The organism is Streptomyces tibetensis, assembly GCF_040647715.1.
GTDB lineage: Bacteria > Actinomycetota > Actinomycetes > Streptomycetales > Streptomycetaceae > Streptomyces > Streptomyces tibetensis_A.
On record NZ_JBEZCR010000001.1, the window covers coordinates 407,413 to 434,191 of the forward strand.

Annotated in this window: 27 protein-coding genes; 13 read left to right on the top strand and 14 right to left on the bottom strand. The window is 71.0% G+C overall.

Annotated features, from left to right (window positions below):
• The first annotated feature begins 224 nt into the window (after positions 1–224).
• Complete coding sequence (locus tag AB0B29_RS01850) at positions 225–1,712, top strand: alpha/beta hydrolase (protein WP_362232610.1); 1,488 nt, start codon at positions 225–227, stop codon at positions 1,710–1,712.
• Between the two features lie 67 nt (positions 1,713–1,779).
• Here AB0B29_RS01850 and AB0B29_RS01855 read toward each other — a convergent pair whose 3' ends face one another.
• On the bottom strand, positions 1,780–2,217 hold the full coding sequence (locus AB0B29_RS01855) for a protein-tyrosine phosphatase family protein (protein ID WP_362232613.1): 438 nt from the start codon (positions 2,215–2,217) through the stop codon (positions 1,780–1,782).
• Between the two features lie 298 nt (positions 2,218–2,515).
• Here AB0B29_RS01855 and AB0B29_RS01860 point away from each other — a divergent pair, with 298 nt between their 5' ends.
• The 6 genes from AB0B29_RS01860 (at position 2,516) to AB0B29_RS01885 (ending at position 9,610) form a co-directional block, all read left to right on the top strand.
• Complete coding sequence (locus tag AB0B29_RS01860) at positions 2,516–4,144, top strand: ABC transporter substrate-binding protein (RefSeq protein WP_362232616.1); 1,629 nt, start codon at positions 2,516–2,518, stop codon at positions 4,142–4,144.
• A 4-nt stretch (positions 4,145–4,148) separates the two neighbouring features.
• Positions 4,149–5,111, top strand: coding sequence for an ABC transporter permease (locus tag AB0B29_RS01865; RefSeq protein WP_362232619.1), 963 nt, complete (start codon positions 4,149–4,151; stop codon positions 5,109–5,111).
• Complete coding sequence (locus AB0B29_RS01870) at positions 5,108–7,081, top strand: dipeptide/oligopeptide/nickel ABC transporter permease/ATP-binding protein (protein WP_362232622.1); 1,974 nt, start codon at positions 5,108–5,110, stop codon at positions 7,079–7,081. The genes AB0B29_RS01865 and AB0B29_RS01870 overlap by 4 nt, the downstream gene beginning before the upstream one ends.
• A 50-nt stretch (positions 7,082–7,131) precedes the next feature.
• Positions 7,132–8,151: an ABC transporter ATP-binding protein gene (locus AB0B29_RS01875; RefSeq protein WP_362232625.1), complete on the top strand. Its 1,020-nt coding sequence runs from the start codon at positions 7,132–7,134 to the stop codon at positions 8,149–8,151.
• On the top strand, positions 8,148–9,080 hold the full coding sequence (locus AB0B29_RS01880; protein WP_362232628.1) for a dihydrodipicolinate synthase family protein: 933 nt from the start codon (positions 8,148–8,150) through the stop codon (positions 9,078–9,080). The genes AB0B29_RS01875 and AB0B29_RS01880 overlap by 4 nt, the downstream gene beginning before the upstream one ends.
• Positions 9,081–9,220: 140 nt before the next feature.
• Positions 9,221–9,610, top strand: coding sequence for a VOC family protein (locus AB0B29_RS01885; RefSeq protein ID WP_362232631.1), 390 nt, complete (start codon positions 9,221–9,223; stop codon positions 9,608–9,610).
• Between the two features lie 71 nt (positions 9,611–9,681).
• Here the strand turns inward: AB0B29_RS01885 and AB0B29_RS01890 are convergent, their stop codons facing one another.
• Both AB0B29_RS01890 and leuA read right to left on the bottom strand, forming a co-directional pair.
• Positions 9,682–10,377, bottom strand: a complete 696-nt coding sequence (locus tag AB0B29_RS01890) for a TerB family tellurite resistance protein (protein ID WP_362232634.1) — start codon at positions 10,375–10,377, stop codon at positions 9,682–9,684.
• A 211-nt stretch (positions 10,378–10,588) separates the two neighbouring features.
• A complete protein-coding gene (gene leuA / locus AB0B29_RS01895) occupies positions 10,589–12,310 on the bottom strand; it encodes a 2-isopropylmalate synthase (protein ID WP_362232637.1) in 1,722 nt (573 codons plus the stop codon).
• A 335-nt stretch (positions 12,311–12,645) separates the two neighbouring features.
• Here leuA and AB0B29_RS01900 point away from each other — a divergent pair, with 335 nt between their 5' ends.
• The 3 genes from AB0B29_RS01900 (at position 12,646) to AB0B29_RS01910 (ending at position 15,465) form a co-directional block, all read left to right on the top strand.
• Positions 12,646–13,707: a M4 family metallopeptidase gene (locus tag AB0B29_RS01900; protein ID WP_362232640.1), complete on the top strand. Its 1,062-nt coding sequence runs from the start codon at positions 12,646–12,648 to the stop codon at positions 13,705–13,707.
• Positions 13,708–13,727: 20 nt separating this feature from the next.
• Positions 13,728–13,994, top strand: coding sequence for a protealysin inhibitor emfourin (locus AB0B29_RS01905; RefSeq protein ID WP_362232642.1), 267 nt, complete (start codon positions 13,728–13,730; stop codon positions 13,992–13,994).
• Between the two features lie 136 nt (positions 13,995–14,130).
• Complete coding sequence (locus AB0B29_RS01910; RefSeq protein ID WP_436845767.1) at positions 14,131–15,465, top strand: GH1 family beta-glucosidase; 1,335 nt, start codon at positions 14,131–14,133, stop codon at positions 15,463–15,465.
• On the opposite strand, the gene AB0B29_RS01915 is transcribed toward AB0B29_RS01910, so the two are convergent.
• The 3 genes from AB0B29_RS01915 to AB0B29_RS01925 are packed head-to-tail and all read right to left on the bottom strand — an operon-like array spanning position 15,455 to position 17,437.
• The gene (locus tag AB0B29_RS01915; RefSeq protein ID WP_362232648.1) at positions 15,455–16,267 is read right to left on the bottom strand and encodes an SAM-dependent methyltransferase; all 813 of its coding nucleotides are present in this window, start codon (positions 16,265–16,267) and stop codon (positions 15,455–15,457) included. The genes AB0B29_RS01910 and AB0B29_RS01915 overlap by 11 nt on opposite strands.
• Before the next feature lie 49 nt (positions 16,268–16,316).
• Positions 16,317–16,568 carry a DUF397 domain-containing protein gene (locus tag AB0B29_RS01920; protein ID WP_104780661.1) on the bottom strand — a complete coding sequence of 84 codons (252 nt, stop codon included), beginning with the start codon at positions 16,566–16,568 and terminating at the stop codon, positions 16,317–16,319.
• Positions 16,565–17,437: a helix-turn-helix domain-containing protein gene (locus AB0B29_RS01925; RefSeq protein ID WP_362232650.1), complete on the bottom strand. Its 873-nt coding sequence runs from the start codon at positions 17,435–17,437 to the stop codon at positions 16,565–16,567. Before AB0B29_RS01925 ends, AB0B29_RS01920 begins: the two co-directional genes overlap by 4 nt.
• 248 nt (positions 17,438–17,685) lie before the next feature.
• On the opposite strand from AB0B29_RS01925, the gene AB0B29_RS01930 reads away from it, so the two are divergent.
• Positions 17,686–18,132, top strand: a complete 447-nt coding sequence (locus AB0B29_RS01930; RefSeq protein ID WP_362232653.1) for an ATP-binding protein — start codon at positions 17,686–17,688, stop codon at positions 18,130–18,132.
• A gap of 79 nt (positions 18,133–18,211) precedes the next feature.
• On the opposite strand, the gene era is transcribed toward AB0B29_RS01930, so the two are convergent.
• Positions 18,212–19,174, bottom strand: a complete 963-nt coding sequence (gene era / locus AB0B29_RS01935; protein ID WP_362037733.1) for a GTPase Era — start codon at positions 19,172–19,174, stop codon at positions 18,212–18,214.
• Positions 19,175–19,327: 153 nt separating this feature from the next.
• Between era and AB0B29_RS01940 the strand changes: the two genes are divergently transcribed.
• Both AB0B29_RS01940 and AB0B29_RS01945 read left to right on the top strand, forming a co-directional pair.
• Positions 19,328–20,638 (top strand): ammonium transporter, encoded by a 1,311-nt coding sequence (locus AB0B29_RS01940; protein ID WP_362232657.1) that lies wholly within the window; start codon positions 19,328–19,330, stop codon positions 20,636–20,638.
• Positions 20,635–20,973 (top strand): P-II family nitrogen regulator, encoded by a 339-nt coding sequence (locus tag AB0B29_RS01945; protein ID WP_362232660.1) that lies wholly within the window; start codon positions 20,635–20,637, stop codon positions 20,971–20,973. Before AB0B29_RS01940 ends, AB0B29_RS01945 begins: the two co-directional genes overlap by 4 nt.
• Before the next feature lie 25 nt (positions 20,974–20,998).
• Here the strand turns inward: AB0B29_RS01945 and AB0B29_RS01950 are convergent, their stop codons facing one another.
• From AB0B29_RS01950 to AB0B29_RS01980, 7 genes are all read right to left on the bottom strand, one after another.
• Complete coding sequence (locus tag AB0B29_RS01950) at positions 20,999–21,475, bottom strand: hypothetical protein (RefSeq protein ID WP_362232663.1); 477 nt, start codon at positions 21,473–21,475, stop codon at positions 20,999–21,001.
• Between the two features lie 173 nt (positions 21,476–21,648).
• Complete coding sequence (locus AB0B29_RS01955; protein ID WP_362232665.1) at positions 21,649–22,002, bottom strand: cytidine deaminase; 354 nt, start codon at positions 22,000–22,002, stop codon at positions 21,649–21,651.
• A gap of 37 nt (positions 22,003–22,039) precedes the next feature.
• Positions 22,040–22,399 carry an MmcQ/YjbR family DNA-binding protein gene (locus tag AB0B29_RS01960; RefSeq protein ID WP_362232668.1) on the bottom strand — a complete coding sequence of 120 codons (360 nt, stop codon included), beginning with the start codon at positions 22,397–22,399 and terminating at the stop codon, positions 22,040–22,042.
• Complete coding sequence (locus AB0B29_RS01965) at positions 22,396–23,703, bottom strand: hemolysin family protein (RefSeq protein WP_362232671.1); 1,308 nt, start codon at positions 23,701–23,703, stop codon at positions 22,396–22,398. Before AB0B29_RS01965 ends, AB0B29_RS01960 begins: the two co-directional genes overlap by 4 nt.
• A 9-nt stretch (positions 23,704–23,712) precedes the next feature.
• Complete coding sequence (ybeY, locus tag AB0B29_RS01970) at positions 23,713–24,210, bottom strand: rRNA maturation RNase YbeY (protein ID WP_362232673.1); 498 nt, start codon at positions 24,208–24,210, stop codon at positions 23,713–23,715.
• Positions 24,211–24,224: 14 nt separating this feature from the next.
• Positions 24,225–25,292 (bottom strand): PhoH family protein, encoded by a 1,068-nt coding sequence (locus AB0B29_RS01975; RefSeq protein WP_362232676.1) that lies wholly within the window; start codon positions 25,290–25,292, stop codon positions 24,225–24,227.
• A gap of 319 nt (positions 25,293–25,611) precedes the next feature.
• Positions 25,612–26,748: a carbohydrate kinase family protein gene (locus tag AB0B29_RS01980; protein ID WP_362232679.1), complete on the bottom strand. Its 1,137-nt coding sequence runs from the start codon at positions 26,746–26,748 to the stop codon at positions 25,612–25,614.
• Between the last annotated feature and the right edge of the window lie 31 nt (positions 26,749–26,779).

Sequence of the window (26,779 nt, forward strand, 5' to 3'; positions counted from 1 at the left end):
AGCATTCGGGCCGATGCCGGGCAGGAAGTCGCAGGTCAGCCCGTGGCCGATCCGGCCTTCACCGCCCGAACGCTCCATGTCCCCCTCCACGCTCACCGTTGACGCCGACCCGGGGAAGCGGGCGGCCGCAAGCTCGGTCCTTCACTTGGGGTGGGGTAAGCCCCATGATCAGTACGGCAGTTGACCGGATGGGGGCAGGGTCGGTAAGCCGTCAGGCTCGTCCCATGAAGCAGATCAAGCGCTACGCCTCCCTGATCGCGGCCTCCGCCCTCCTGTTCGGACTCGCCGCCCCGCTGACCGCTTCCGCCGCCGATACCGCCGATGCAAGGCCTCTCGAATGGACCAAGTGCGAGGGCACCGGCCTCGACCCCCGGCAGCAGTGCGCGACGCTCTCCGTGCCGATGAACTACGCCGATCCGGGCGGCCGGAAGATCGACATCGCCCTTTCCCGCCTTCCCAGTGAGAAGCCCTCGGCCCGCAGGGGCGCTTTACTGATGATCCCCGGCGGGCCCGGCGGGGACAGCCTCGCCGCCCCCTCCGAGCAGGGCGGGCAGCTGCCCCGGTCGGTACGCGACACATACGACCTCATCGGCTTCGCCCCGCGCGGCAACTCCCCCTCCACGCCCGTGAGCTGCGCATTCGACCACTCCGACCTCGCCCGCACCAAGCTGCTGCCCTGGCCCGCACCGAGCGGATCCGTCGCTGAGAACATGGCCACCGCCCGCCGGCTGTCGGACGCCTGCGCCCGTGACGGCGACGAACTGCTGCGGCACGTCAGCACCAGGAACAACGCCCGCGACATCGACCGCATCCGCGCCGCCCTCGGCGAGAGCAAACTGTCGGCCTGGGGCGTCTCGTACGGGACATACGTCGGCGCCGCCTATCGGGAGATGTTCCCGCGGCACACCGACCGCATCGTGCTCGACAGCAACGACCACCCCGACCCGGTGCGGGCCCAACGCGCCTGGCTCGCCGCGTTCGAGGTCGGTGTCGAGGACAACTTCCCCGAGTTCGCCAAGTGGGCCTCCCGGCCCGGCAACCCGTACCGGCTGGCCCGCACGGCGGCCGAGGTGCGCCCGCTCGTCCTGCGCCTCGCCGCCCGCCTGGACCGGACACCGATCCCCTGGCCGGGCGCCAACCCCGAGGAGCTGAACGGCAATGTCCTGCGCCAGACCATGCTGGACGGCTTCTACGACCCCGCCGACGGCTACCCCGCCGTCGCAGGGCTGATCCTGGCGGCGGAGAAGGGCACGGTGCCGCCCGCGCCCCAGGCCCCGCCGGACCCGGTGTTGCGGAACTACGCCGCGGTCGTCGCCGCCACCGTCTGCAACGACGCCGCCTGGCCCCGGTCGGCCGCCGTCTACCGCGAGGACGTCGCCGCCGGCCGCCTGGAGTACCCGCTGACCGCGGGCATGCCGAGGAACGCGATGGTGTGCGCCGCCTGGCCGTGGCAGCCGAAGGAGCCGCCGCTGCGCGTCACCGGCAGGGGCCCGTCCGATGTCCTGCTCATCCAGAACGAGCGGGACGTGGCGACCCCTCTCAGCGGTGCGCTGAAGCTGCGCGAGGCCCTGGGCCGGCGAGCCGTCATGGTCACGAACGACGCCACCGGCCACGGCGCCTACCTGGACAACGGCACCGCGTGCGGCGACACCCTCGTCACCCGCTTCCTGGCCACAGGGGAACGGCCCCGTCAGGACACCTACTGCCGCTGACCGGCCCGGCACGCCCTGGCGTACCTGCGCGCCAGGGCGTGGAACGCCTTCTTCGCCGAGGCCGGACTCACCCCTCGCCGAACCCCCGTACGTACCGTCGCTGCCAGGGCGTCTCCACGGCGTGACGGTCGTAGTGCCGCCGGACGTACTCCACCGCCTCCTCCCCCGGCACCCCGTCCAGCACCGCCACGCAGGCCAGGGCCGTGCCGGTGCGGCCGCGGCCGCCTCCGCAGGCGAGCTCCACCCGCTCCCCGGCGGCCCGTTCCCACACCTCGGCCAGTACCGCCCGGGCGGCCGCCCGGTCCGCCGGGAGCCGGAAGTCGGGCCAGCGGATCCAGCCCGACGCCCAGGGGACCTCGGGCGGCCGTCGGCCGAGCAGGTAGACACCGTAGGAGGGGAGGGGCGCCCCGGGGTCCAGGGGGCGGCGCAGGCCTCGGCCCCGTACCAGTCGGCCGGACGGCAGTCTCAGGACGCCGGCGTCACTCTCGCTCCACAACTCGGTCATGCCCCTCATCATGGTCCGCTCCCGCCCGCCCGGGGCCGGATACGGAGAGGCGACAGGACCGGACCCGGACGTCTCGACGTCCCGCCTCCGGGCACCGGACCGGTGCTGTGGCAGGTCCTGTGCGCCGTCAATCCCGTAGTCAGGCGACGTCATCGATACGGCCGTCGGCGGATGCGCCATTCGTGTGCGATCCCTTGACCGCCCCCACGGCCCCTCCTATGGTCACGCTGTCCACAGGACGTAGGACGTCGTATCTCCGCTGCCAGTCCCCCTCCCCCCAGACCTCGCTGGAGGACCCGTGCGCGATGTGACCCCCGATGTGCCGGCGGTGCACCGCCGGTCGTTCCTGAAGTACACCGGCGCACTGGGCGCGGCCGCCGCCGTCTCCCCGTCGCTGTCGGCCTGTTCGTCGGGTCCGGAGTCCACCAACGACACCGGCAGCGGCGGCGGCCGGGACCGGACGCTCACCGCGGTGATCGGCTACGGCAACGACGGCAGCTGGGACCCGACCCAGACGGCGTCCGCGTTCTGTATGGCCGCCAACCACCACATCTACGAGGGCCTGCTGGACACGGACCCGATCTCCCGCGAGCCGTACGCCGCGCTCGCGACCGAGGTACCGAAGGACCCGGACAGCACGTCGTGGAAGTTCGCTCTGCGGGAGGGTGCGACGTTCCACGACGGCGAGCCCGTCACCGCCGACGATGTCGTCTTCGTCTTCGAGCGGATCCTCGACCCGGACACCCAGACCCTCGCCAAGGGCTTCTTCGCGAGCTGGCTGAAGGAGGTCCGGAAGATCGACGCGCGCAACGTCGAGCTCGTGCTGAAGTTCCCCTTCCCGGACGGGCTTTCACGGCTGACCCTCGCCAAGATCATGCCCAGGCACGTGTTCTCCCGGCCCGGGGCATGGGACGACGCCATCAAGGGCAAGGCGATCGGCTCGGGGCCGTACCGGCAGACCGCGCACCACCCGAAGTCGAACACGACCTTCGAGGCGTTCGACGCCTACAACGGCCCCCGCAAGCCCGCCTTCCGGAAGATGAACTGGCTGACGATCGTGGACGCCGCCCCTCGGGTCGCGAAGATCTCGGGGTCGAGCGCGGGCGCGCAGATCGCCGACAACATCCCGTACGCCAACATCGGGCAGCTGGAGAGCGGGGGGATGACCGTCGCCGGCGGGGCCGGGATGAACAACCTGTTCCTGATGTTCAACACCGCGCACAAGCCCTTCGACGACGTGCGGGTGCGCCAGGCGCTGCACTACGCCATCGACACCGAGAAGATGGTGGAGGTGGCTCTCAAGGGTCACGGGAAACCGTCGAGTTCCTTCCTCGACGAGGCCAACCCGGCCTACCGTCGGGCGAAGACCGTCTACGACCACGACCCCGACAAGGCGAAGGCGCTGCTGAAGGAGGCCGGGGTCAAGGGGCTGAGCATCGAGATCCTGGCCGTGAACGTCAGCTGGGTCGTCGACTGCCTGCCGACCGTGAAGGCGTCCTGGGACGCGATCGGGGTGAAGACGACCCTGTCGCCGCAGGAGACCACGGCCGTGTTCACGAAGCTGGACCAGAAGCGGGACTACCAGGTCGTGGCCGCCGCCTCGAACCCCAACCAGTTCGGCCTCGACGCCGACCTGATCATGCACTACAACTACGGTCCCGAGAACCTCTGGATGCAGTACGCCCGCTGGGCCGCCGACCCCGTCGCCAGGCAGCTCTTCAAGGACATGGACCGGGCCACCCGGGAGCCCGACCCGGCGCGGAAGAAGGCGATCGTCCAGGACTACCTCGATGTCGTCGCCGAGCAGGCCGTGCTCTACCCGGTCGTCCACAACGAGCTGATGACGGCCTGGGACCCGGCGCGGCTCAGTGGGATAAGGGCCCAGCCGTACCCGGGCATCAACCTCCTGACGGCCAAGTGGGCCTAGCGGTATGACGGCCGTCCTGCGGATCCTGCTGCGCCGTGTCGCCCTCCTCGTGCCGCTGATGCTCGGCATCGTGCTGTTCGTGTTCCTGGTGATGCGGTTCTCGGACGTCGACCCGGCGTCCGCGTTCTTCCAGGGCGCCAACCCGACACCGCAGCAGCTGCACGACTTCCGTGCGGAGCACGGCCTGCTGGATCCGCTGCCGGTGCGCTACGCCGACTTCGTCGCCGACCTGCTGCACGGCGACCTGGGTACGAGCGCGCTGACCCGGGCGCCGGTGATCGACCAGGTGACGACCGCGCTGCCGCTCACCCTGCAACTGACCTTCCTGGGGCTGGGCATCGCGGTCGTCCTGGCCCTGCTCGGCGGTGTGACCGCGGCGATCCACCGGGACCGGCTGCCCGACCAGATCATCCGGGTCGTGTCGCTGACCGGCGTCGCCGCGCCCGGCTTCTGGCTGGCGCTGCTGATGATCCAGTATCTGGCGGTCGACCTCGGCTGGTTCCCGACCGGCGGCTACATCAATCCGGCCGACTCCTTCACCGGCTGGCTGAGGACGATGACGCTCCCCGCCCTTGCCCTCTCCCTGCCGGTGGCGGCGCAGCTGACCCGGATCGTGCGGACGGCCGTCGTGGAGGAGCTCGACAAGGACTACGTACGGACGGCGATCGGGAGCGGGCTGCCGCCCCGGGTGGTCGTGGGGCGCAACGTCCTCAGGAACGCGTTGATCAATCCCCTCACCGTGCTCGGTCTGCGCGTCGGCTATCTCCTCGGCGGGGCGGTCGTCATCGAGACGATCTTCTCGCTGCCGGGCATGGGCAAGTTGATGATCGACGCCGTGAAGAACGGCGATCCGGCCGTCGTCCAGGGCGTCGTACTGACCACGGCGGCCGGGTTCGTCGTGGTGAACCTCGTCATCGACGTCCTCTACCTGCTGGTCAACCCGCGACTGAGGGACGCCGCCCCATGATGACCCGCAAGAACCTCACCGCGGCGCTGGCGCGGCCCGGCGTACGGCTGCGCGGCCTGCGCCGGCTGCCGCTGCTGTCGAAGGTCGCCGTCTGCTTCCTGGCCGTCGTCGCCCTGATGGCGCTGCTCGCGCCGCTCCTCGCCCCGCACGACCCGCTCGACCAGCAGCCCCCGGTCGACGGCACCGGGTACCCGTCCGCCGCGCACTGGATGGGCCAGGACAGCCTCGGCCGGGACATCCTCAGCCGGCTGATGTACGGGGCGCGCTGGTCGCTGGCGATCGGGCTCGGCGCGACCGGGCTCGCCCTGGTGGCCGGTGCGCTGCTCGGGGCGGTCGCGGCGACCTCGCGCAAGGCGGTCGACGAGACGCTGATGCGCTGCCTGGACGTCGTGATGGCGTTCCCGGGCATCGCGCTGGCCGCGGTGCTGGTGGCGGTGTTCGGCGGTGGCATCACGGTGCTGATCTGCGCGATCGCGTTCCTGTTCACCCCGCCGGTGGCGCGGGTGGTGCGGGCGAACGTCCTCGACCAGTTCGGCGAGGACTATGTGACGGCGGAACGGGTGATCGGCGCGCGCACCCCGTACATCGTGCTGCGGCACGTGGCGGTCAACTGTGCCGCTCCGGTCCTGGTGTTCTGCACGGTCCAGGTGGCCGAGGCGGTCGTGTTCGAGGCGTCGCTGTCGTTCATCGGGGCGGGTGTCCGGCCGCCGGACCCGTCCTGGGGCAGTGTCATCGCCGACGGCAAGAACATGGTGCTGACCGGCGGCTGGTGGGCGACGGTGTTCCCCGGTCTGCTGATGCTGGTGACGGTGCTGTCGCTGAACATCCTGTCCGAGGGGGTGTCGGACGCCTGGGCGGCCCCCTCGGCACGGGAGGTGGACGCACCGGACGACGACCGGCTCAAGGAGCCGGAGCCCGGCGGAGGGGAGGTCGTGCCGCTGCCCGGACTGGCGGAGGCCGCGCGACGGCTGCGGGCCCGGGCGCGCCGAGTGCCCCGGGACGGGCAGCCGGTGCTCGCGGTGGAGAACCTCGTCATCGGCTTCGACCGGCGGCACGGCGGCGTCGACATCGTGGACGGCATCAGCTTCGAGGTGCATCCCGGGGAGGTGCTCGGGCTGGTCGGCGAGTCGGGCTGCGGCAAGTCGCTCACCGCCCTGGCGATCATGGGCCTGGAGCCGAAGGGGGCGCGGGTCGGCGGCCAGGTCCGGTTCCACCAGCGGGACCTGCTCGCCGAGCCGATGCGTGTACGCCGCAGGCTGCTCGGCCACGAGATGGCGATGATCTACCAGGACGCGCTGTCGTCGCTGAACCCGGCGATGACGATCCGCGCGCAGCTGAAGCAAATCGTGCGGCGCGGCGGGCACCGCGGTCCCGCCGAGCTGCTGACGATGGTCGGCCTGGACCCCGGGCGGACCTTGCGCAGCTACCCGCACGAACTGTCCGGCGGGCAGCGCCAGCGCGTCCTGATCGCCATGGCCCTGTCCCGCGACCCGAAGCTGATCGTCGCCGACGAGCCGACGACCGCCCTGGACGTGACGGTGCAGGCGCAGGTCGTGGAGCTGCTGCTACGGCTGCGTGAGGAGCTGGGCTTCGCGCTGATCCTCGTCTCGCACGACCTGGCGCTGGTCGCGGACGTCACCGACCGGGTGGTGGTGATGTACGGCGGGCAGATCGTCGAGACGGGCGTGACCGCCGACCTGGTGGAGGCGCCGGCGCACCACTACACGCGCGGCCTGCTCGGCAGCGTGCTGTCACTGGAGTCGGCGCAGGAGCGGATGACGCAGATCAGCGGCGTCGTGCCGGCCCCGGCCGACTTCCCCGCGGGGTGCCGCTTCGCCGACCGGTGCCCGCGCGCGAGCGGGGTCTGCCGTACGACGGCTCCGGTCCTGGCCGGCCCTCCCGAGCACACGGCGGCGTGTCATCACCCGGCCGTGGAACTGTCGGCCACCGAGACCGAGGCGGTGTCGTGAGGGAGGCGGTGTCATGAGCGGGGTGGTGTACTCATGAGCGAGGCGGTGTCATGAGCGCGCTGGTGGAGCTGGCGGGCACGCACGTCGTCCACAAGGCCCGCAGTGGCGGCCTGTTCACCCGCGACCGGGTGTACGCGCTGACCGGCGTCGATCTGGCCGTGGCGCCCGGCGAGACCGTCGGTGTGGTCGGTGAGTCCGGCTGCGGGAAGTCGACGCTGGCCAAGGTGCTGGTCGGGGTGCAGCGGCCGACACGGGGGACGGTGTCGTTCCGGGGCCGGGACCTGTGGGCGATGCCGGCCGCCGAGCGCAGGCGGGCCGTGGGCGGCAGCACCGGCATGATCTTCCAGGACCCGTCGACGGCCCTGAACCGCCGCCTGACCGTCCGGCAGATCCTGCGGGACCCGCTCGACGTGCACGACCGCGGCACGAGAGGCCGACGCGAGGATCGGGTGCGGGAGTTGATGTCCCTCGTAGGCCTCCCCCAGGCCCTGGCCGACGCCCTGCCCGGTCAGCTGTCGGGCGGGCAGCGGCAGCGCGTCGCGATCGCCCGGGCGCTCGCGCTGGACCCGGACCTGGTCGTCGCGGACGAGCCGACGAGCGCCCTGGACGTGTCGGTCCGGGCGCAGATCCTCAACCTCCTGCTCGACCTGAGGGAACGCCTGGGCCTGGCCCTGGTGTTCGTCTCGCACGACATCCAGACGGTACGGCGGATGAGCGACCGAGTGATCACCATGTACCTGGGCCGGATCGTGGAGGAGTCCCCGGCCGCCCTGGTCACCGACCGGGCCCGGCATCCGTACACCCGCGCCCTGTTCTCCGCCACGCCCGGCCTGCTCCACCCGATCGACCCGATCCCGCTGGTCGGGCCGGTGCCGTCGGCGACCCGCCCGCCGAGCGGCTGCCCGTTCCGCACGCGCTGCTGGAAGGCGGACGGGACCTGCGCGGAGCGGATGCCGGGCTTCTCGGCCGCGTCGGCGCCCGCACACCGCTTCCGCTGCCACCATCCTGTGCGGGAGGACGAGTCGACCCGCGACCTCGTCCACCGGCGCGACCCGATGGAGGCTCCATGACTCTCGCCCCGCTGACCGGCGTCATTCCGCCCGTCTGCACGCCGCTGACACCGGACGGCGAGGTGGACGTCCCCTCGCTGCTCTCGCTCGTCGACCATCTGGTGGCGGGCGGGGTGCACGGGCTGTTCGTGCTCGGCTCGACCTCGGAGGCGGCGTTTCTGCCGGACCGGCAGCGCAGGCTGGTCGTCGAGTCGGTCACGGGCCATGTGGGCGGTCAGCTCCCGGTGCTGGCCGGGGCGATCGACATGACGACGCCCCGGGTGCTGGACCATGTCGCGTCGGTGACGGCGGCGGGCGCGGACGCGGTGGTGGTCACCGCCCCCTTCTACACCCGCACCCATCCCGCGGAGATCGCCCGCCACTTCCGCGCGGTGGCCGCCGCGAGCCCGGTCCCGGTCATCGCCTACGACCTTCCCGTCGCCGTCCACACGAAGCTGCCGGCCGACGTCGTCGTGGAGCTGGCCGTCGACGGGGTCGTGGCCGGGCTCAAGGACTCCAGCGGGGACCTGGCCGCCTTCCGCCAGGTGGTGACCGGTGTCCGGGACCGCGGGGGCGTCACGGGTTTCAGCGTGCTGACCGGGTCCGAGCTGGTCGTCGACGCGGCCCTCGCGATCGGCGCGGACGGCACGGTGCCGGGCCTCGGCAACGTCGACCCGCACGGCTACGTCCGCCTGGACCGGCTGTGCCGCGCCGGGGACTGGGACGGGGCCCGTGCCGAACAGGAGCGCCTGTGTGCCCTGTTCGGCATGGTGACCGTCGGCGATCCGGCCCGCATGGGTCCGAACTCCTCGGCGATCGGGGCGTTCAAGGCGGCGCTGCACCTGCGCGGCGTCATCGCCTGCCCGGCGACTGCACAGCCCCAGATCCCGCTGGCGCCCGGAGAGGTCGAGCAGGTCGGCAAGTACCTCGCGGCAGCCGGGTTGCTCTGAACATCGTCACATCTACCCCTTCTCGACTACCGCCGACTCACTTCACAGACGACAGCGACTAGGATCTACGGCGACATCGCGTGTCGGTCACCGGCCGGGTGAGACATGGAGGTGTCAGGACATGCCTTCGGAGGCATTCCTTGTCAGTCGAGTTGAACCACACGATCATCCACGCCCGGGACAACCGGGAGTCCGCAGAATTCTTCGCGAGCCTGCTCAACCTTGAGATCACCGCCGAGTGGGGCCCGTTCATCGCGGTCGATCTGAGCAACGGCGTCACGCTGGACTTCGCCACGATCCCCGCCGACAGCATCACCCCCCAGCACTACGCCTTCTTGATCTCCGAGGAGGAGTTCGACGCGGCGTACGCACAGATCCGACAGCGCGGCATCGAGCACTACGCCGACCCCCACCGGAAGCAGCCCGGCACCATCAACCACAACGACGATGGCCGCGGCGTGTACTTCATGGACCCGGCGGGCCACGCCATGGAACTCATCACCGTGCCGTACGGCGGCTGGACCTCGTAACCACATGCATCGAGGGCCGCACCCCCAGCGCGGAGTGCGGCCCTCAACCGCTCGAGTAACGGCAGGCGTGCCTACGAAGGCGTGCGCGCCGCCGCGAGCAGCCGGGTCACGTCGTCCGAGCAGATGGTGAGCGCCGCCCCCACCGTCGCCAGCACGTCCCGTTCGGCCGTGGTGTACGGGCCGTCCGCCAGGGCGATGCGGGCGCCCTGCAGCAGGATCGATTCGCGGCCGAGGGCGGCGAGGTGCGGAGTGAGCGGGTCCAGCGCCTCGTGGAGCTCTATGGCCAGCCCCGCGCCGCAGGGTTCGCCGGCGATCCGGCCGGTGTCGGCCTCCAGCGCCTCGACGAGTGCGGCCAGCTGCTCCTCGGTGCAGTCGTCGAAACCGGCCGCGCGGACGGCGAGGACGGCGGCCTCCAGTGCCGAACGGGACCCGGCGCCGCCCGCCGCCAGCACCGCGAGGGCGACGGTGTGCACGGCGTCGCGGAGCATCGCGGAGAAGCGGGTGGTGGTCGGATGGTCGAGGACGTCGGTGCCGAAGTGGCGGCGGCAGGCCGCGCACTCCACGACCGGACCGGTCTCGCCGCGCGGCAGCACGGGCAGGCCGAGCAGGGTGAAGCGGCGTTGCCCGGTCAGCCGCTGGTAGTTGCGGTCGCCACCGCAGCCGGGGCAGAAGAACTCCCCGTCACCGGCGGCCGTCCACGCGGTTCGGGTGCCCAGGATGCGCGAAAGCCTGGCGGCATGGCCGTTTCGTCCCCGTCCTGGCAGCACGTCGCACCTCCGTCACGCCGCACGGCAACGTCGCCGCGCTTGCGTGATGTTAGCCACATCCAAGACGAGGAGTCAGCACCCCGGAGGAGACCTTTCCGTGACCTCCACAGCAAATGGCCGGTATGCGACGGGGCTCCGCCCGCCGGAGATCGGCGGACGGAGCCCCTGAGGCGTCCGTGAGCGGCCTGGCGCCGCAGACCCGTACGGCCGATCAGCGAGCCGCGCGGTTGACGGCCGAGACGACGGCCTTCAGCGAGGCCCGGGTCGTGTTGGCGTCGATTCCGATGCCCCACAGGACCTTGCCGTCGATCGCGCACTCGATGTAGGAGGCGGCCTGCGCGGAGGCTCCCTCGCTCATCGTGTGCTCCTGGTAGTCCAGCAGGCGTACGTCGATGCCGACGGACTGCAGGGCGTCGAAGAAGGCCGAGATCGGACCGTTGCCCGTACCGGTCAGGACGGTGTCCTGACCGTCGACCGTGGCCTCCACCGTCAGCGTGTCCACGCCGTCGGTGTCGGTCGTCGACTGGCCGTTGCGCACCTGGATGCGGCCCCAGGGGTTCTCGGGGTTCGGCAGGTACTCGTCCCGGAAGACCGCCCAGATGTCCTTCGGCGTGACCTCGCCGCCCTCGGCGTCCGTCTTGGCCTGGATGACCTTGGAGAACTCGACCTGCATGCGGCGCGGCAGGTCCAGGCTGTGGTCGTTCTTCAGGACGTAGGCGATACCGCCCTTGCCGGACTGCGAGTTGACCCGGATGACCGCCTCGTAGGAGCGGCCGACGTCCTTGGGGTCGATCGGCAGGTAGGGGACGGCCCACTCGATGTCGTCGACGGTGACGCCCTTGGCGGCCGCGTCGGCCTCCATGGCGTCGAAACCCTTCTTGATGGCGTCCTGGTGGGAGCCGGAGAAGGACGTGTAGACCAGGTCGCCCACGTACGGGTGGCGCGGGTGGACCTCCATCTGGTTGCAGTACTCCCACGTGCGACGGATCTCGTCGATGTCGGAGAAGTCGATCTGCGGGTCGACGCCCTGCGAGAACAGGTTCATGCCCAGGGTGACCAGGTCGACGTTGCCGGTGCGCTCGCCCTGCCCGAACAGGCAGCCCTCGACACGGTCGGCGCCGGCCATCAGCGCCAGCTCGGCGGCGGCGACGGCGGTGCCGCGGTCGTTGTGGGGGTGGATCGACAGGCAGACGTGCTCGCGGCGGGAGAGGTTGCGGCCCATCCACTCGAAGCGGTCGGCGTGCGTGGAGGGCGTGGAGCGCTCCACGGTGGCCGGCAGGTTCAGGATGATCTCGCGGCCCGGGCCGGGCTGCCAGACGTCCATGACCGCCTCACAGACCTCCAGCGCGAAGTCCAGCTCGGTGTCGGTGAAGATCTCGGGGCTGTACTGGTAGCCGAACTCGGTTTCCGGGCCCAGCAGCTTCTCGGCGTACTCCATGACCAGGCGCGTGCCGTCGACGGCGATCTGCTTGATGTCGTCCTTGGAGCCGCGGAAGACGACCCGGCGGAAGACGGGGGCCGTGGCGTTGTACAGGTGGACGGTGGCGCGCTTGGCGCCCTTCAGGGACTCCACCGTGCGCTCGATCAGGTCCTCGCGGGCCTGGGTCAGTACGGAGATGGTGACGTCGTCGGGGATGGCCCCGGGCTCCTCGATGATGGAGCGCACGAAGTCGAAGTCGGTCTGGCCGGAGGCGGGGAAGCCGACCTCGATCTCCTTGTAGCCCATCTTGACCAGCAGGTCGAACATGGCGCGCTTGCGGGCGGGCGACATGGGGTCGATCAGGGCCTGGTTGCCGTCGCGCAGGTCGGTGGAGAGCCAGCGGGGGGCGGTGGTGATGCGCGCTTCCGGCCAGGTGCGGTCCGGGATGTCGACCTGCTCGTAGCGGCCGTACTTGTGGATCGGCATGGAACTGGGCTGCTGGCGGTTCGCCATGATGCTTAGGGCTCCTCAGAGGGTGTCCGGAAGGACGGCCGACGACGCAGCACCAAGCTCCGCGGGGAGGGAGTCGGCCTCGACTACAGGCCCTCGCCGCGGCAGCTAAGGAGAAGCAGCCCGAAACGCATGATGCGCAGCATGCTAGCCGAGCCGCCCCCCGGCGCGTGGGGTCGTATCAGTATGCGGGACCGGACGCCCAAACGGGACAAAAAGTGCGCCATGCCACTTCGCCATAGCACTCGACACGGAGCGTGAAGGGCGTTGTCCCGGTATTTCACCAATCATGGTGGCGACTAGTGACAGTCTCGTCACTCAGTGCAAAGGTGCCGGGCATGACGACTCACGGGGGCTTCGAGCCCGTCTTCTGCACCATCGTTCCGCCCCACGTCCTCGACCGGCTCGCCCAGGCCGAGGACCCCGCGCTCGCCGGTCCCGCCCGCCGCACCCTGCAGCGCGACGCCTTCGAGCGCACCCAGCGCCGCCTGACCACGGTCATCGGCGCGAGCGCCGTCGCCGCGGTCGCCGACGGCACACCGCGGCGCACGGTCCACGACGCCCGGCACGGCACCGACCTGCCCGGCCACAAGGTCCGCGGCGAGGGCGACAAGCCCGGCAAGGACGCCACCGTCAACCGCGCCTACGCGGGCCTCGGCGCCACCTTCGAGCTGTTCCTCCAGGCCTACCGGCGCGACTCGATCGACGGCAGCGGACTCCCGCTGAACGCGACGGTGCACTACGACCGCGACTACAACAACGCGTTCTGGAACGGCGAGCAGATGGTCTTCGGCGACGGGGACGGGGAGATCTTCCTCGACTTCACCATCCCGATCGACGTCATCGGCCACGAACTCGCGCACGGCGTCACGCAGTACACGGCCAACCTCACCTACTTCGGCCAGCCCGGCGCGCTCAACGAGTCCCTGTCGGACGTCTTCGGCGCCCTGATCAAGCAGTACACGCTCGGCCAGACCGCCGCCGAGGCCGACTGGCTGATCGGCGCGGGCCTGCTCGCCCCGCGGGTGACGGGCGTGGCGCTGCGCTCCATGAAGGCGCCGGGCACGGCGTACGACGACGACGTCCTCGGCAAGGACCCGCAGCCGGCGACGATGGACGACTTCGTGCGCACCGGCCGGGACAACGGCGGTGTCCACATCAACTCGGGCATCCCGAACCACGCCTTCTACCTCGCGGCCACGGCCCTGGGCGGCCACGCCTGGGAGCGGGCCGGGCAGGTCTGGTACGACGTGCTGACCGGCGGCGAACTGCGGCAGGACGCGATGTTCACCGACTTCGCGACGCTCACCGTGAAGGCCGCCCGGGAGCGCTTCGGCGACGGGGAGGAGCTGGACGCGGTGTCGAAGGGCTGGGAGCAGGTCGGGGTGCGGACCCTGTAGTTCCGTACTAGACAGGTGCCATGCGGATTCAGGTGAGGCGCACGGGCGGGTTCGCGGGCATCGAGCGGTTTGCCGAGGTGGACACCTCGGACCGGCCGGATGCCGCCGAGTGGCATGCCCTGGCCGAGCAGGCGGTGGCCGCCGGCCGGGGCACTCCGCCGGTCGGGGTGCCGGACGGTTTCAGCTACCAGATCACGGTGGACGGGAAGACGGTGTACTGCGCGGACCCCCGGCTGACGGACGAGCAGCGCAGGCTGATCTCGCGGGTGCTGAAGGAAGGGGCGTAGCGGCGGGCGTGTGACGGCAGCGGTTTGGCGGCGGCGCGCGAACGGCAGGGCGTAGCGGCGGGCGGGTGGCGGGTGGCGGCCCGGGCGTAACAGCTCCTTCCCGCCCGGGCGTTGACTTCCGTTACCGCCGGTACGGATGATCCAGCGCATGGCGACTGACGCAGGCAACCCGATCCCCCGCTTCCCGGCCGGCTTCCTCTGGGGCGTGTCCACCTCCGCGCACCAGATCGAGGGCGGCGTGAACGAGCGCGAGCCGTCCGTGTGGGACGCCTTCACCGCCGAGCCGGGACGGGTGAAGGACGGCTCGACGGCGGCGGTGGCCTGCGACCACGTCCACCGCCACCCCGAGGACGTGGCCCTCCTGACGGGCCTCGGCGTCAACGCCTACCGCTTCTCGATCTCGTGGCCGCGGGTGCGCTCCGAACAGGGACTGGACTTCTACGACCGGCTGGTCGACGACCTGTGCGCGGCGGGCGTGCGCCCGGTGCCGACGCTGTTCCACTGGGACCTGCCGGCGGACCTGGACTGGCTGGAGCGGGACACGGCCGAGCGCTTCGCCGAGTACGTGGCCCTGGTCGCGGGCCGTCTCGGCGACCGCGTGACGAAGTGGATCACCCTGAACGAGCCCGCCGAGCACACCCTGCTGGGCCACGCCCTGGGTGTGCACGCGCCGGGGAAGCGACTGCTGTTCGACGCGCTGCCGACCGCCCACCACCAGCTGCTCGCCCACGGCCTGGCCGTCCGGGCCCTGCGCGCCTCGGGCGCCACCGACATCGGCGTCGCCAACTCGCACGGCCCGACCTGGGCGGCGTCGGCCGAGGCGCCGGACGTGGAGGCGGCGGACTTCTACGACCTGCTGCTGAACCGCCTGTTCGCGGACCCGCTGCTGCTGGGCCGCTACCCGGACGGCATCGGCGAGCTGATGCCGGGGGACGTCGAGGCGGACCTGAAGGTGATCGGCGAGCCGCTCGACTGGTACGGGATCAACTACTACGCCCCGACCCGGGTGGGTGCCCCGCAGGGTGCGGAGATCGAGTTCGGCGGCATCACCATGCCAGCCGAACTGCCCTTCTCAGTCCGGGAGATCGAGGGCTACCCGGTCACCGACTTCGGCTGGCCGGTCGCCCCCGAGGGCCTCACCGAAGTCCTCACCACCTTCCGCGACCGCTACGGCGACCGGCTCCCGCCCGTGATCATCACCGAGAACGGCTGCTCGTACCCGGGCGTCGACGACCAGGACCGCATCGCCTACCTGGACGGCCACGTCCGGGCCCTGCACCGGGCGGTGGAGGCGGGCGTCGACGTGCGCGGCTACTTCGTGTGGTCCCTGCTCGACAACTTCGAGTGGGCGGAGGGCTACGCACGCCGCTTCGGCCTGGTCCACGTCGACTTCGACACCCTGGAGCGGACCCCGAAGGCCTCGTACGACTGGTACCGGGAGCTGCTGCGGTCGCAGCGGCCTACGGCTTGATGCCCACCCCGGTCCACAGGCTGACCTCGGCGTCCGTCGGGGCGTCGCCCTCGGCGGGGTCGGGGCGCCAGCGGTGGCCGACGGTGACGCCGGGCTCCAGCAGGTCCAGGCCGTCGAAGAAACGGGTGACCTCCTCCCGCGAGCGGAACTGCACCGGCGTGCCGGCCGTGGTGTAGATGTCGGTGACCTTCTGCCAGGTCGCCGGGTCGAAGTCGGGCGTGCAGTGGCTCAGCGCCAGGGCGCTGCCCGACGGCAGCACGTCCAGCAGGCGGCGCACGATGCCGTAGGGGTCCTGGGCGTCGGTGACGAAGTGCATCAGGGCGTTGAGGGACAGTGCGACCGGCTGCTCCAGGTCCAGGATCTCGGCCAGCTCGGGTGCGTTCAGCAGCGACTGCGGGTCGTTGACGTCCGCCTCGATGTACGTGGTGCGGCCCTCTGAGGTGCTGCGCATCAGACGCTCGGCGTACTTGAGGACGAGCGGGTCGTTGTCGGCGTAGACCACCCGGGCGTCGGGCACCACCGACTGGGCGACCTGGTGCAGGTTGGGCTCGGTGGGGATGCCGGTGCCTATGTCCAGCCACTGCCGGATGCCGTGCTCGCGGGCGAGGACGCGGGTGGCGCGGTGCATGAAGGCCCGGTTCTCACGGGCGCACACGAAGATGGCGGGATAGGCCTCGGCGACGCGCTCCGCCGCCAGCTTGTCGACCTCGAAGTGGTCCTTGCCGCCGAGGTAGTAGTCGTACATGCGGGCGGAGTGCGGCCTGCTGGTGTCGATGTCCCGTGCGGTGTGCGAGGTGCTCATGTGGTGCCTCTCGGTGGGGAGTTGGTGGTGCGCCCGGCTCGCCGGAGTGTCAGCGGGCCGTCAGATGGTCGGCGAGGCCCTGCTTGACCCCCGCGACGAAGGCGGTGATCTCCTCGGGCGTGTAGATCAGCGCGGGACCGGCGGGATCGGCCGACTGGCGCACCGCCACGCGGCCGTCGGCGAGCTGCTTCGTCTCCACGCACTGGCCCCCGTTGGGGCCGCTCCACGGACGTTCCCAGCCCTGCTCGCCGAGATCCGAGGCGGGCATGCCGTTGTAGACGACGCCCTCGGTGACGGTCATGAGTACTCCTTCCGCATGCGGTTCAGCAGCGCCCTGCTGTCCGCCGACGAGGTCTTCAGCGACAGCCGGTTGTGCGCCTCCAGATGGGCCACGACGTCCGCGCGCTGGTCGAGGTAGACGGAGGCGGAGAGGATCTCGCTGTAGACGATGTCGGGCAGCTCCCGCTCCTCGAACCGGAAATAGGTGAACGGCGCGCAGGCACCGACGTGGGCCCCCGCGGCGAAGGGCACGATGTCGACGCTGACGTGCTCCAGCTCGGACGCCTCCAGGAGCCGGTCGATCTGCTCCCGCATCACCTCGGGGCCGCCCACCACCCGGTGCAGCACGGCCTCCTCCATCACCACCCACAGCGTGGGCGCGTCCTGCTTGGTGAGCAGGCTCTGGCGGCGCAGCCGCAGCTCCACGCGCCGGTCGAGGTCGTCCTCGCCGTCGTTCGGGAAGCCGCCGCGCAGCACGGCACGCGCGTACCCGGGCGTCTGGAGCAGGCCCGTGACGTACTGCGGCTCATAGGTGCGCAGGGTTCTGGCGCCGGTCTCCAGGCTCACGTAGGCCGTGAACCAGGACGGCATCACATCGCGGTAGGGGTGCCACCAGCCGGGCTCGTTGGCCCGCTCGGCCAGACCGACGAACTCCTCGATCTCCTGGCCGTCGGCCCCGTAGGTCTCCAGGAGCTTCTCGACGTAGAGGATCTTCAGGCCGACCTCGGCCTTCTCCAGACGGCGGATGGTCAGCGGCGTGACGCGCAGGGCCTTGGCGGCGTCGTCGAGGGACAGGCCCGCGCTCTGCCGGGCCTCCTGGAGGCGGCGGCCCAGGATCATGCGCAGAACGGTGGGGGCGCCGGCGCCGGTGCCCGGCCGGGCGTCGTTCACGCCGTGCCTCCTGAGGGGTCGTCACGGCCGCCGACTGTGTGAGGTCTTGAACGTCTCACCGGACCGTTCGGCCCGGGCGATACCGTCCATCTGAAATTATCAGGCAGATGGTTGCAGCGTGAACTGCTCTCCGAGCATAGTTACTTGTGTGACCAGGGTTCCGGAAGCAGTAACTCCCCCAGCCGGCCGGTCCGTTGTCCGCTCGCCCCTTCCTTGACTGCGCCCACTCCCCACGGAAGGCGATCGCCGTGTCCCCCCACACGACATCCACTCCCCGGTTCCTGGACGCGGTGCGCCCGGACCGCACCGACTGGCTGGAGCTGCCCCCGCAGCGGACCAGCGTCAGAGCCGCCCGCCACGCCATGCGCGCACGACTGGACGCGTGGCAGGTGCCCGACGAGGTGTGTGCGAACGCCGTGCTGCTCGTCTCCGAGCTGGTGACCAACGCCGTGCTGCACACGCTCAGCGAACGGATCCTGTGCGGCGTCCAGCTGATGACGGGCGCGGGCTTCCGGCTGGAGGTCCACGACGGCGACCTCACGGGCCGCGGCATCCCCGACCGCTGCCCCGGCCCCGACGACGAGGGCGGCCGCGGCCTGCTGCTCGTCCGCGAGATAGCCGACAGCTGGGGCATCACCCGCTCGACCCTCACGGGCGGCAACGCGGTGTGGGCGAGCCTGGGGACCGCTTCGTAACGCGGCGCGGGGACGTCACGGGGCCAAGGCTTGAGCAATGGCCCCGCCGGACGTCAGAACCCCAACAACTGCCTGCGCCTCAGAACCCCAGCTTGCGCAACTGCCTCGGATCGCGCTGCCAGTCCTTGGCGACCTTCACGTGCAGGTCCAGGAAGACCGGTGTGCCGAGCAGCGCCTCGATCTGCTTGCGGGACTTGATGCCGACCTCCTTCAGGCGCTTGCCCTTGGGGCCGATGATGATGCCCTTCTGACTGGGGCGCTCGATGTAGACGAAGGCGTGGATGTCGAGGAGGGGCTTGTCGGCAGGGCGGTCCTCGCGGGGGAGCATCTCCTCGACGACGACCGCGATGGAGTGGGGCAGCTCGTCGCGCACGCCCTCCAGCGCCGCCTCGCGGATCAGCTCCGCGATCATGACCTGCTCGGGTTCGTCGGTGAGCTCCCCGTCGGGGTAGAGCGCCGGCCCCTCCGGCAGCAGCGGGACGATCAGGTCGGCCAGCAGACCCACCTGCTTGTCACCGACCGCCGACACGGGCACGATCTCCGCCCACTCGAAGCCCAGCTCCTTGCCGAGCTGGTCGATCGCGATGAGCTGCTCGGCGAGCGTCTTGCCGTCCACCAGGTCGGTCTTCGTGACGATCGCGATCTTCGGCGTCTTCTTGATGGACGCCAGTTCCTTCGCGATGAAACGGTCACCCGGACCGAGCTTCTCGTTCGCCGGCAGGCAGAAGCCGATCACGTCGACCTCGGCCCACGTCGTGCGCACCACGTCGTTGAGCCGCTCACCCAGCAGTGTGCGCGGCTTGTGGAGCCCGGGGGTGTCGACCAGGATCAGCTGGGCGTCCGGGCGGTGCACGATGCCCCGCACGGTGTGCCGGGTCGTCTGCGGCTGGTTCGCCGTGATCGCCACCTTCTGGCCGACCAGAGCGTTCGTGAGGGTGGACTTGCCCGCGTTGGGACGGCCCACGAAGCAGGCGAAGCCGGCGCGGTGGACGGTCTCGCCCGACTCTTCGGATGACTGCATACGAACGCTCATGCCGCCCATTCTCCCTGATCCCCGAAGCCGCCCCGCACCGGACGTGTCCGGTGAGCTTTCCGAAACCCTCACGCAACGAAACGTCACGGAAACACACCCGTACGCAACCGGAAACGAGGGCCGGTGAACCTCTGACGAGCCCCCGCACCGTTGGAGACGACCGTGACCCTCGCCGCCGCAAGCGCCGACACCGGTGACACCGCCTGGCTGCTCGCCGCCACCGCTCTCGTCCTGCTGATGACCCCGGGCCTGGCCCTCTTCTACGGCGGCATGGTCCGCACGAAGAGCGTGCTCAACATGCTGATGATGAGCTTCGTGTCGATCGCCCTGGTGACGGTCGTGTGGCTGGCGGCCGGATACTCCCTCACCTTCGGCGAGGACGCCGCCGGGGGTCTCATCGGCGGGCTGGAGCACGCCGGCATGAGCGGCCTCGGCCCGGACAGCGTCCAGGGCACGGTCCCCACCCTCCTCTTCGCCACCTTCCAGCTCACCTTCGCGATCATCACGGCCGCGCTGGTCAGCGGCGCCGTCGCGGACCGGGCGAAGTTCGGCGCGTGGCTGGTCTTCGTGCCGGTGTGGGCGCTGCTCGTATACGTTCCGGTCGCGCACTGGGTGTGGGGGCCGGGCGGCTGGATCCTGGAGAAGCTGGGTGCCCTGGACTTCGCCGGCGGGCTGCCCGTGGAAATCGTCTCCGGCGCCTCGGGGCTGGCACTGTGCCTGGTCCTGGGCCCACGCATGGGCTTCAAGAAGGACGCCATGCGCCCGCACAACCTGCCCATGGTGATGCTGGGCGCCGGTCTGCTCTGGTTCGGCTGGTTCGGCTTCAACGCGGGCTCGGCGCTCGGCGCCAACGGGCTCGCGGCCGCCGCGTTCCTCAACACCCTCGCCGCGGGCTGCACCGGCCTGCTCGGCTGGCTCTTCGTGGAGCAGAAGCGCGACGGCCATCCGACGACCCTGGGCGCCGCGTCCGGGGCGGTCGCGGGGCTGGTCGCCATCACCCCGTCCTGCGGGTCCGTCTCGCTGCTCGGCGCACTGGTCGTGGGCCTGGCGGCCGGTGTCGTCTGCTCGTACGCCGTGAGCTGGAAGTTCAAGCTGAACTACGACGACTCGCTGGACGTCGTCGGCGTCCACCTGGTCGGCGGGATCATCGGCACGCTCCTCATCGGCGTCTTCGCCGTCGAGTCGATGACGGGCGGCGCCGAGGGCCTCCTCTACGGCGGTGGCCTCGGCCAGCTCGGCAAGCAGCTGGTGGCCGTGGTCGTGGTGGGGGTGTACGCCTTCGCCGTGACCTACGGGATCGGGCGGCTGATCGACGTCACGATGGGCTTCCGGGCGAGCGAGGAGCAGGAGCAGACCGGCCTGGACCTTACGGTGCACGCCGAGACGGCCTACGATCACGGGGTCCTGGGCCACGGCGCCCCGGTCTCCTCCTCCGTCGTCTCCCCCGCCCAGAAGGTCACCCCCCAGGCATGAAGCTCATCACCGCGATCGTCAAGCCGTACCGCCTCGACGAGGTCAAGAACGCCCTGCAGGAACTCGGCGTGCACGGCCTGACCGTCAGCGAGGCCAGCGGCTACGGCCGGCAGCGCGGCCACACCGAGGTGTACCGCGGCGCCGAGTACCGGGTCGACCTGGTGCCCAAGGTACGGATCGAGGTCGTCGTCGAGGACGCGGACGCCGAGGCGGTCATCGACGCGGTCGTGAAGGCCGCGCACACCGGCAAGATCGGCGACGGCAAGGTGTGGGCGCTGCCCGTCGACACCGTCGTGCGGGTGCGGACGGGCGAGCGCGGCCCCGACGCGCTCTGACACCGGGGCCGCGCCGCTTTCGTTCTCAGTCGAACACGAACGGGCCCGGTGACTGCGGCCCGGCCGCCGTGCAGGTGATGGTGATGCCGAAGACGGTCATCCTCAGCGAGCCGCCGAAGGCCTCCAGGCTGTCGCCGGAGGCCACGGTGCCGCCGAGGGGACCGACCTCGACCGGGGCCCCGGCGGCTATCGCCGGGTTCTCCGTGCCGCTGAAGTCGACGGTGCCGCCGCCGCTCTTCACCAGGGTGAGGGTGGACGAGATCGAGTCCTCTCCCAGCGCGATGGGCGCCGTGATCGCGGAGGACCTGAGGGTGAGGGCGGCGGCGGTGCCGTCCTGCGTGGCCGTGAGGGTGGCCTCGCCGCTGCCGAAGGCACCGCAGTCCGCGCTGATCGTCGCCGTCTGGGGGGTGACGGCGAGGGCCGCGGGGGCGAAGGCGAGCCCCGTGGCCGCGAGGGCCCCGGCCGCCAGTGCCGCACCTGCTCCGATTCGCTTGCATCTCATGGGATTCCGGCTCCCTTTCCATGTGGGGGGGGACCGCTCGGCAGGTGAGTGCGGGCACGCTGCGCGAGAGCCGAACCTGACGGTCCGTCGGAACTTACGGTTCCATTGATGCGCGTGGGGCAGAGGGCGGCAAGGTTGAAAACTGGCCTAATTACCAGCGGTTACAACGGGATTCAGCCAGCGGTGACGGTGGTCCGGACCGTCCCGTCGGGTGCCGCCACCAGCACGGGCGTCCCCGCGCCGCCGAGGTCCCGTACGGCCGCCCGGTCCGCGTCGGACGCGGTGTCCGCCTCCGTCACGACGGCCGCCGCCTCCAGGGACGTCGCGCCCGAGGCCACCGCCATCGCCACCGCCGTCTGCAGGGCACTGAGCTTCAGGGAGTCGAGGGCCACGGTGCCCGCGACATAGGTGCGTCCGGTCTCGTCGCGCACGGCCGCCCCCTCGGGCACGCCGTTGCGGGCCCGCGCGGAACGGGCCAGGGTGACGATCTTGCGGTCCTCGGGGTCGAGCGCGCTGCTGTCGGTCATGATCCGAGCATACGGAGCGACCGCCCCGCCCCCCGTCTCAGGGCCGGTCGAGACGCAGGCGGTCCGCCCGGGGCAGGCCCGCGACGACCAGGTCGTACGAGTCCTCGATGAGCTCGCGGACGAGTTGGTCGGGCAGTCCGCCGTCCACCGTCACCGTGTTCCAGTGGCGCTTGTTCATGTGCCAGCCGGGGACGATGAGGCCCTCGTACTCGCCACGGAGGCGGACCGCGTCGTCCGGGTCGCATTTGAGATTGGCCGTCAGGGGCCTCGCGTCGAGAGACGACAGGGCGAAGAGCTTCCCCAGCACCTTGAAGACCGAGATCTCCGGGCTGAACGGGAAGTCCTCCACCGCCGCGTTGAAGGAGAGACAGAACGCGCGCAGCTCCTGGGGGGTCACTCCGGCTTCTCCTCCTCCGAGGGCGGTTCCGCCGGGCCCAGCGGCTCCGCCAGAACCGTCACGATCTTGTTCCGGCGCCCGGCCGCCGCCTCCGCGGTCAGGCGCAGCTCCCGGCCGTCGGGCAGGCCGACGACGGACGAGGCACCGGCGATGGGGACGCGCCCCAGCGCCTTGGCGAGCAGCCCGCCGACCGTCTCGACGTCCTCGTCGTCGAACTCCTCCAGGCCGTACAGCTCGCCCAGGTCGCTGATGTCGAGGCGGGCCGTGACGCGGAAGCGGTCGTCGCCGAGCTCCTCGATGGGCGGCAGTTCGCGGTCGTACTCGTCGGTGATCTCGCCGACGATCTCCTCGAGGATGTCCTCGATGGTGACGATGCCGGCCGTGCCGCCGTACTCGTCGATCACGACGGCGACGTGGTTGCGTTCCTTCTGCATCTCGCGCAGCAGGTCGCCGGCGTTCTTGGTGTCGGGCACGAAGAACGCCGGGCGCATGGCCGTGGACACCTGCTCGGACTCGGCGTCGCGGCTGATGTGCGTCTTGCGGACCAGGTCCTTGAGATACACGATGCCGACGATGTCGTCCTCGCTCTCCCCGGTGACCGGGATGCGCGAGAAGCCGGAGCGCAGGGCGAGGGTGAGGGCCTGGCGGATGGTCTTGAAGCGCTCGATGACCACCAGGTCCGTGCGCGGGACCATGACCTCGCGCACGAGGGTGTCGCCCAGCTCGAAGACGGAGTGCACCATGCGGCGCTCCTCGTCCTCGATGAGGGACTCCTTCTCGGCGAGGTCGACCAGGGCGCGCAGCTCCGCCTCGGAGGCGAAGGGGCCGCGGCGGAAGCCCTTGCCGGGGGTGAGCGCGTTGCCGATGAGGATCAGCAGCGACGGGATCGGGCCCATGATCCGGGCCAGCGGCACCAGGACGTACGCCGAGACCGTCGCGGTGTTCAGCGGATGCTGGCGGCCGATGGTGCGCGGGGACACCCCGACGGCGACGTACGACACCAGGACCATCACCGCGATGGCGACCAGCAGCGCCTCGGTGGTGCCGTCGAACTCCTTCAGACAGCCGTAGGTGATCAGCGCGGCGGCGGCCATCTCGCTGGCGACGCGGACCAGCAGCGCCACGTTCAGGTAGCGGGTCGGGTCGGCGGCGACCTGGGAGAGCTTGGCGCTGCCGCGGCGGCCGGAACGCACGGCCTCCTCGGCGCGGAAGCTGGAGACGCGTGCGAGGCCCGCCTCCGCACAGGCCGCGAGCCAGGCCACGACGACCAGGGCGATGGCGCCCAGGGCGAGTTGAGGACTCATCGGCGGGCGTTACGAGACCGTCGGCGCCGGGGACGGGCCGGTCAGGCCCCGCTCCGCGCGCCAGCCGTCCACGATGGCCGCCTGGAGGCCGAACATCTCGGCCTTCTCGTCGGGTTCCTCGTGGTCGTAGCCCAGCAGGTGCAGCACGCCGTGGACGGTGAGCAGTTGGAGCTCCTCGTCCATGGTGTGCTGCGTCTCCGCTTCCTTGCCCTGCTTCAGTGCGACCTCGGGGCACAGCACGATGTCGCCGAGGAGCCCCTGCGGGGGCTCGTCGTCGTCCTTGGAGGGCGGGCGCAGCTCGTCCATGGGGAAGGACATGACATCCGTCGGGCCGGGGAGGTCCATCCACTGGATGTGGAGCTGCTCCATGGCGTCGGCGTCCACGACGATCACCGAGAGCTCGGAGAGCGGGTGGATGCGCATCCGAGCGAGCGCGTAGCGGGCGATGTCGAGGATCGCCTGCTCGTCGACCTCGGTGCCGGACTCGTTGTTGACGTCGATCGACATGGTGCTGTGTGTGTCTACTTCCCCTTGTGCCCGGACTTGCCCCGGCTCTTGTGCGTGCCGTTCTGGGTGCCGTGCGTGGTGTCGTACTTCTCGTACGCGTCGACGATACGGCCCACCAGCCTGTGCCGGACCACGTCCTGCGACGACAGCCGGGAGAAGTGGACGTCGTCCACGCCGTCCAGGATGTCCTGCACCTGCCGCAGACCGCTCTTCGTCCCGTCGGGGAGGTCGACCTGCGTCACGTCACCCGTGATCACGATCTTCGAGTCGAAGCCCAGGCGGGTGAGGAACATCTTCATCTGTTCGGGGCTGGTGTTCTGGGCCTCGTCCAGGATGATGAAGGCGTCGTTGAGCGTACGGCCGCGCATGTAGGCGAGCGGCGCGACCTCGATGGTGCCCGCCGCCATCAGGCGCGGGATCGAGTCCGGGTCGAGCATGTCGTGCAGCGCGTCGTAGAGCGGGCGCAGGTACGGGTCGATCTTCTCGTAGAGCGTGCCCGGGAGGAAGCCGAGCCGCTCGCCGGCCTCGACCGCCGGGCGGGTCAGGATGATGCGGTTGACCTGCTTGGACTGCAGGGCCTGCACGGCCTTGGCCATGGCCAGGTACGTCTTGCCGGTGCCCGCCGGGCCGATACCGAAGACGATCGTGTGCTTGTCGATGGCGTCGACGTAGCGCTTCTGGTTGAGCGTCTTGGGGCGGATGGTGCGGCCTCGCGAGGACAGGATGTTCTGCGTGAGCACCTGGGCCGGGGTCTCCTGGCCGTCGCTCTCGCCGTTGTCGCTCGCCTTGAGCATGGCGATCGAGCGTTCCACTGCGTCCTCCGTCATCGGCTGCCCGGTGCGGAGCACCAGCATCATCTCGTCGAACACGCGCGAAATGAGGGCGACGTCCTTCGGGTCGCCGACCGCGCTGATCTCGTTGCCCCGGACGTGGATGTCGGCCGCCGGGAAAGCCTTCTCGATCACGCGCAGGAGGGAGTCGCCGGACCCCAGGACGGTCACCATGGGGTGCTGGGCGGGGACGGTGAGCTGCGCTCTCGCCTGCTCCTGCGCGGGGGTGTGAGCTGTCGATGATTGAGTCATGGGCCGGCGCTGAAGGCCTGCGGTTCCTCCTCGTCACGGCCGCACAGCTGAGGGCGGCCTCGCGATTCCCAGGGTACGACGGGGGACTGACAACGCCGTAGGGGTTTTGGGGACGGGGCCGGAAAGGGGAGACCCCGACGGCCCCCGACCGAGAGCTTCGGAGGCGAGGACACTTCCCGGCCGACAGCTACGGGCGGCGACATCGCATCTTGGCCGGCAGTTTCGGGCGGCGATATCGCATCTCGGCCGGCAGTTTCGGGCGGTGGGTGGGCGTAGGCCGGGGGTCCAGGGGGCGGAGCCCCCTGGCGGGCCAGGAGGGTCACGCCGAGCGCCGGAAACCGATCGTGGGGACGGCACGCCGCAACGGCCAGGGCCGAACCAGCTCCTCCGACACGAGCCCCGCCAGGAACCCGTACCTCTCCAGCGCCGCAGGCGACTGCTCCTCCACCGACTGCACCTCCCGCCACCACGCCGCGATCTCCGACCACCCCGGAGCCGACAGCGACCCCCCGAACTCCTGCACCGACAGCGCCGCCGTCAGCCCGGCGAAGGCCAGCCGGTCGGCGAGCGGCCAGTCCGCCAGGGTGCCGGTCACGAACCCGGCGACGAACACGTCTCCGGCCCCGGTCGGATCGAGCGCCTCGACGGCGATGGCCGGCACTTCCGCCGTCTCCCCCGTCCGCCGGTCCACCGCGTACGCCCCGTCCGCGCCGAGGGTGACCACGGCGAGCGGCACGTACTCGGTCAGGGCGTGCGCGGCGTCCCGGGGGCAGCCCGCGCCCGTGTACCGCATGGCCTCCTCCGCGTTCGGCAGGAACGCCTCGCAGTGCCGCAGGTCGGGCAGGCCCGCCAGGTCCCACGCACCGGTGTCGTCCCAGCCGACGTCGCCGAACACCCGGGTGCCGTTGCTCGCGGCCTGGGCGATCCAGGGCGCGCTCACGCCCGGTGCGAGGGAGGCGACGGCGGCACGCGCGCGGGGCGGGCACGCGGGCGCGGGCTCCTCGGGGGGTGGCTCGTGGCCGTGCGAGACCATCGTGCGCTCCCCCTCGTAGGCCATGGAGACGGTCACCGGGGAGTGCCAGCCGGGCACGGTGCGCGACGGGGAGAGGTCGATGCCCTCGCCGTGCTCCAGGGCGTCCCAGCAGTAGTCGCCGTAGTGGTCGTCGCCGAAGGCCGCCGCGAGGGACGTGCGCAGGCCGAGCCGGGCCAGGGCCGTCGCCATGTTGGCGACGCCGCCGGGGCTCGACCCCATCCCGCGCGCCCAGGACTCCGTCCCGCGCACCGGGGCGGAGTCGAGGCCGGTGAAGACGATGTCCAGGAAGACGGTGCCGGTGAGGTAGACGTCCCAGGGCGGGTCGTCCGGTGTGCGCAGGGGGGCGAGGGGATCGACCTGGCTCTGGCGGTGCGATGCCTTTCCGGCCGGTCCCTTTCCGGCCGGGGCGGTGGACGCGGTCACGATGCGCTCCCTGACGTGGTGCGGATCAGGC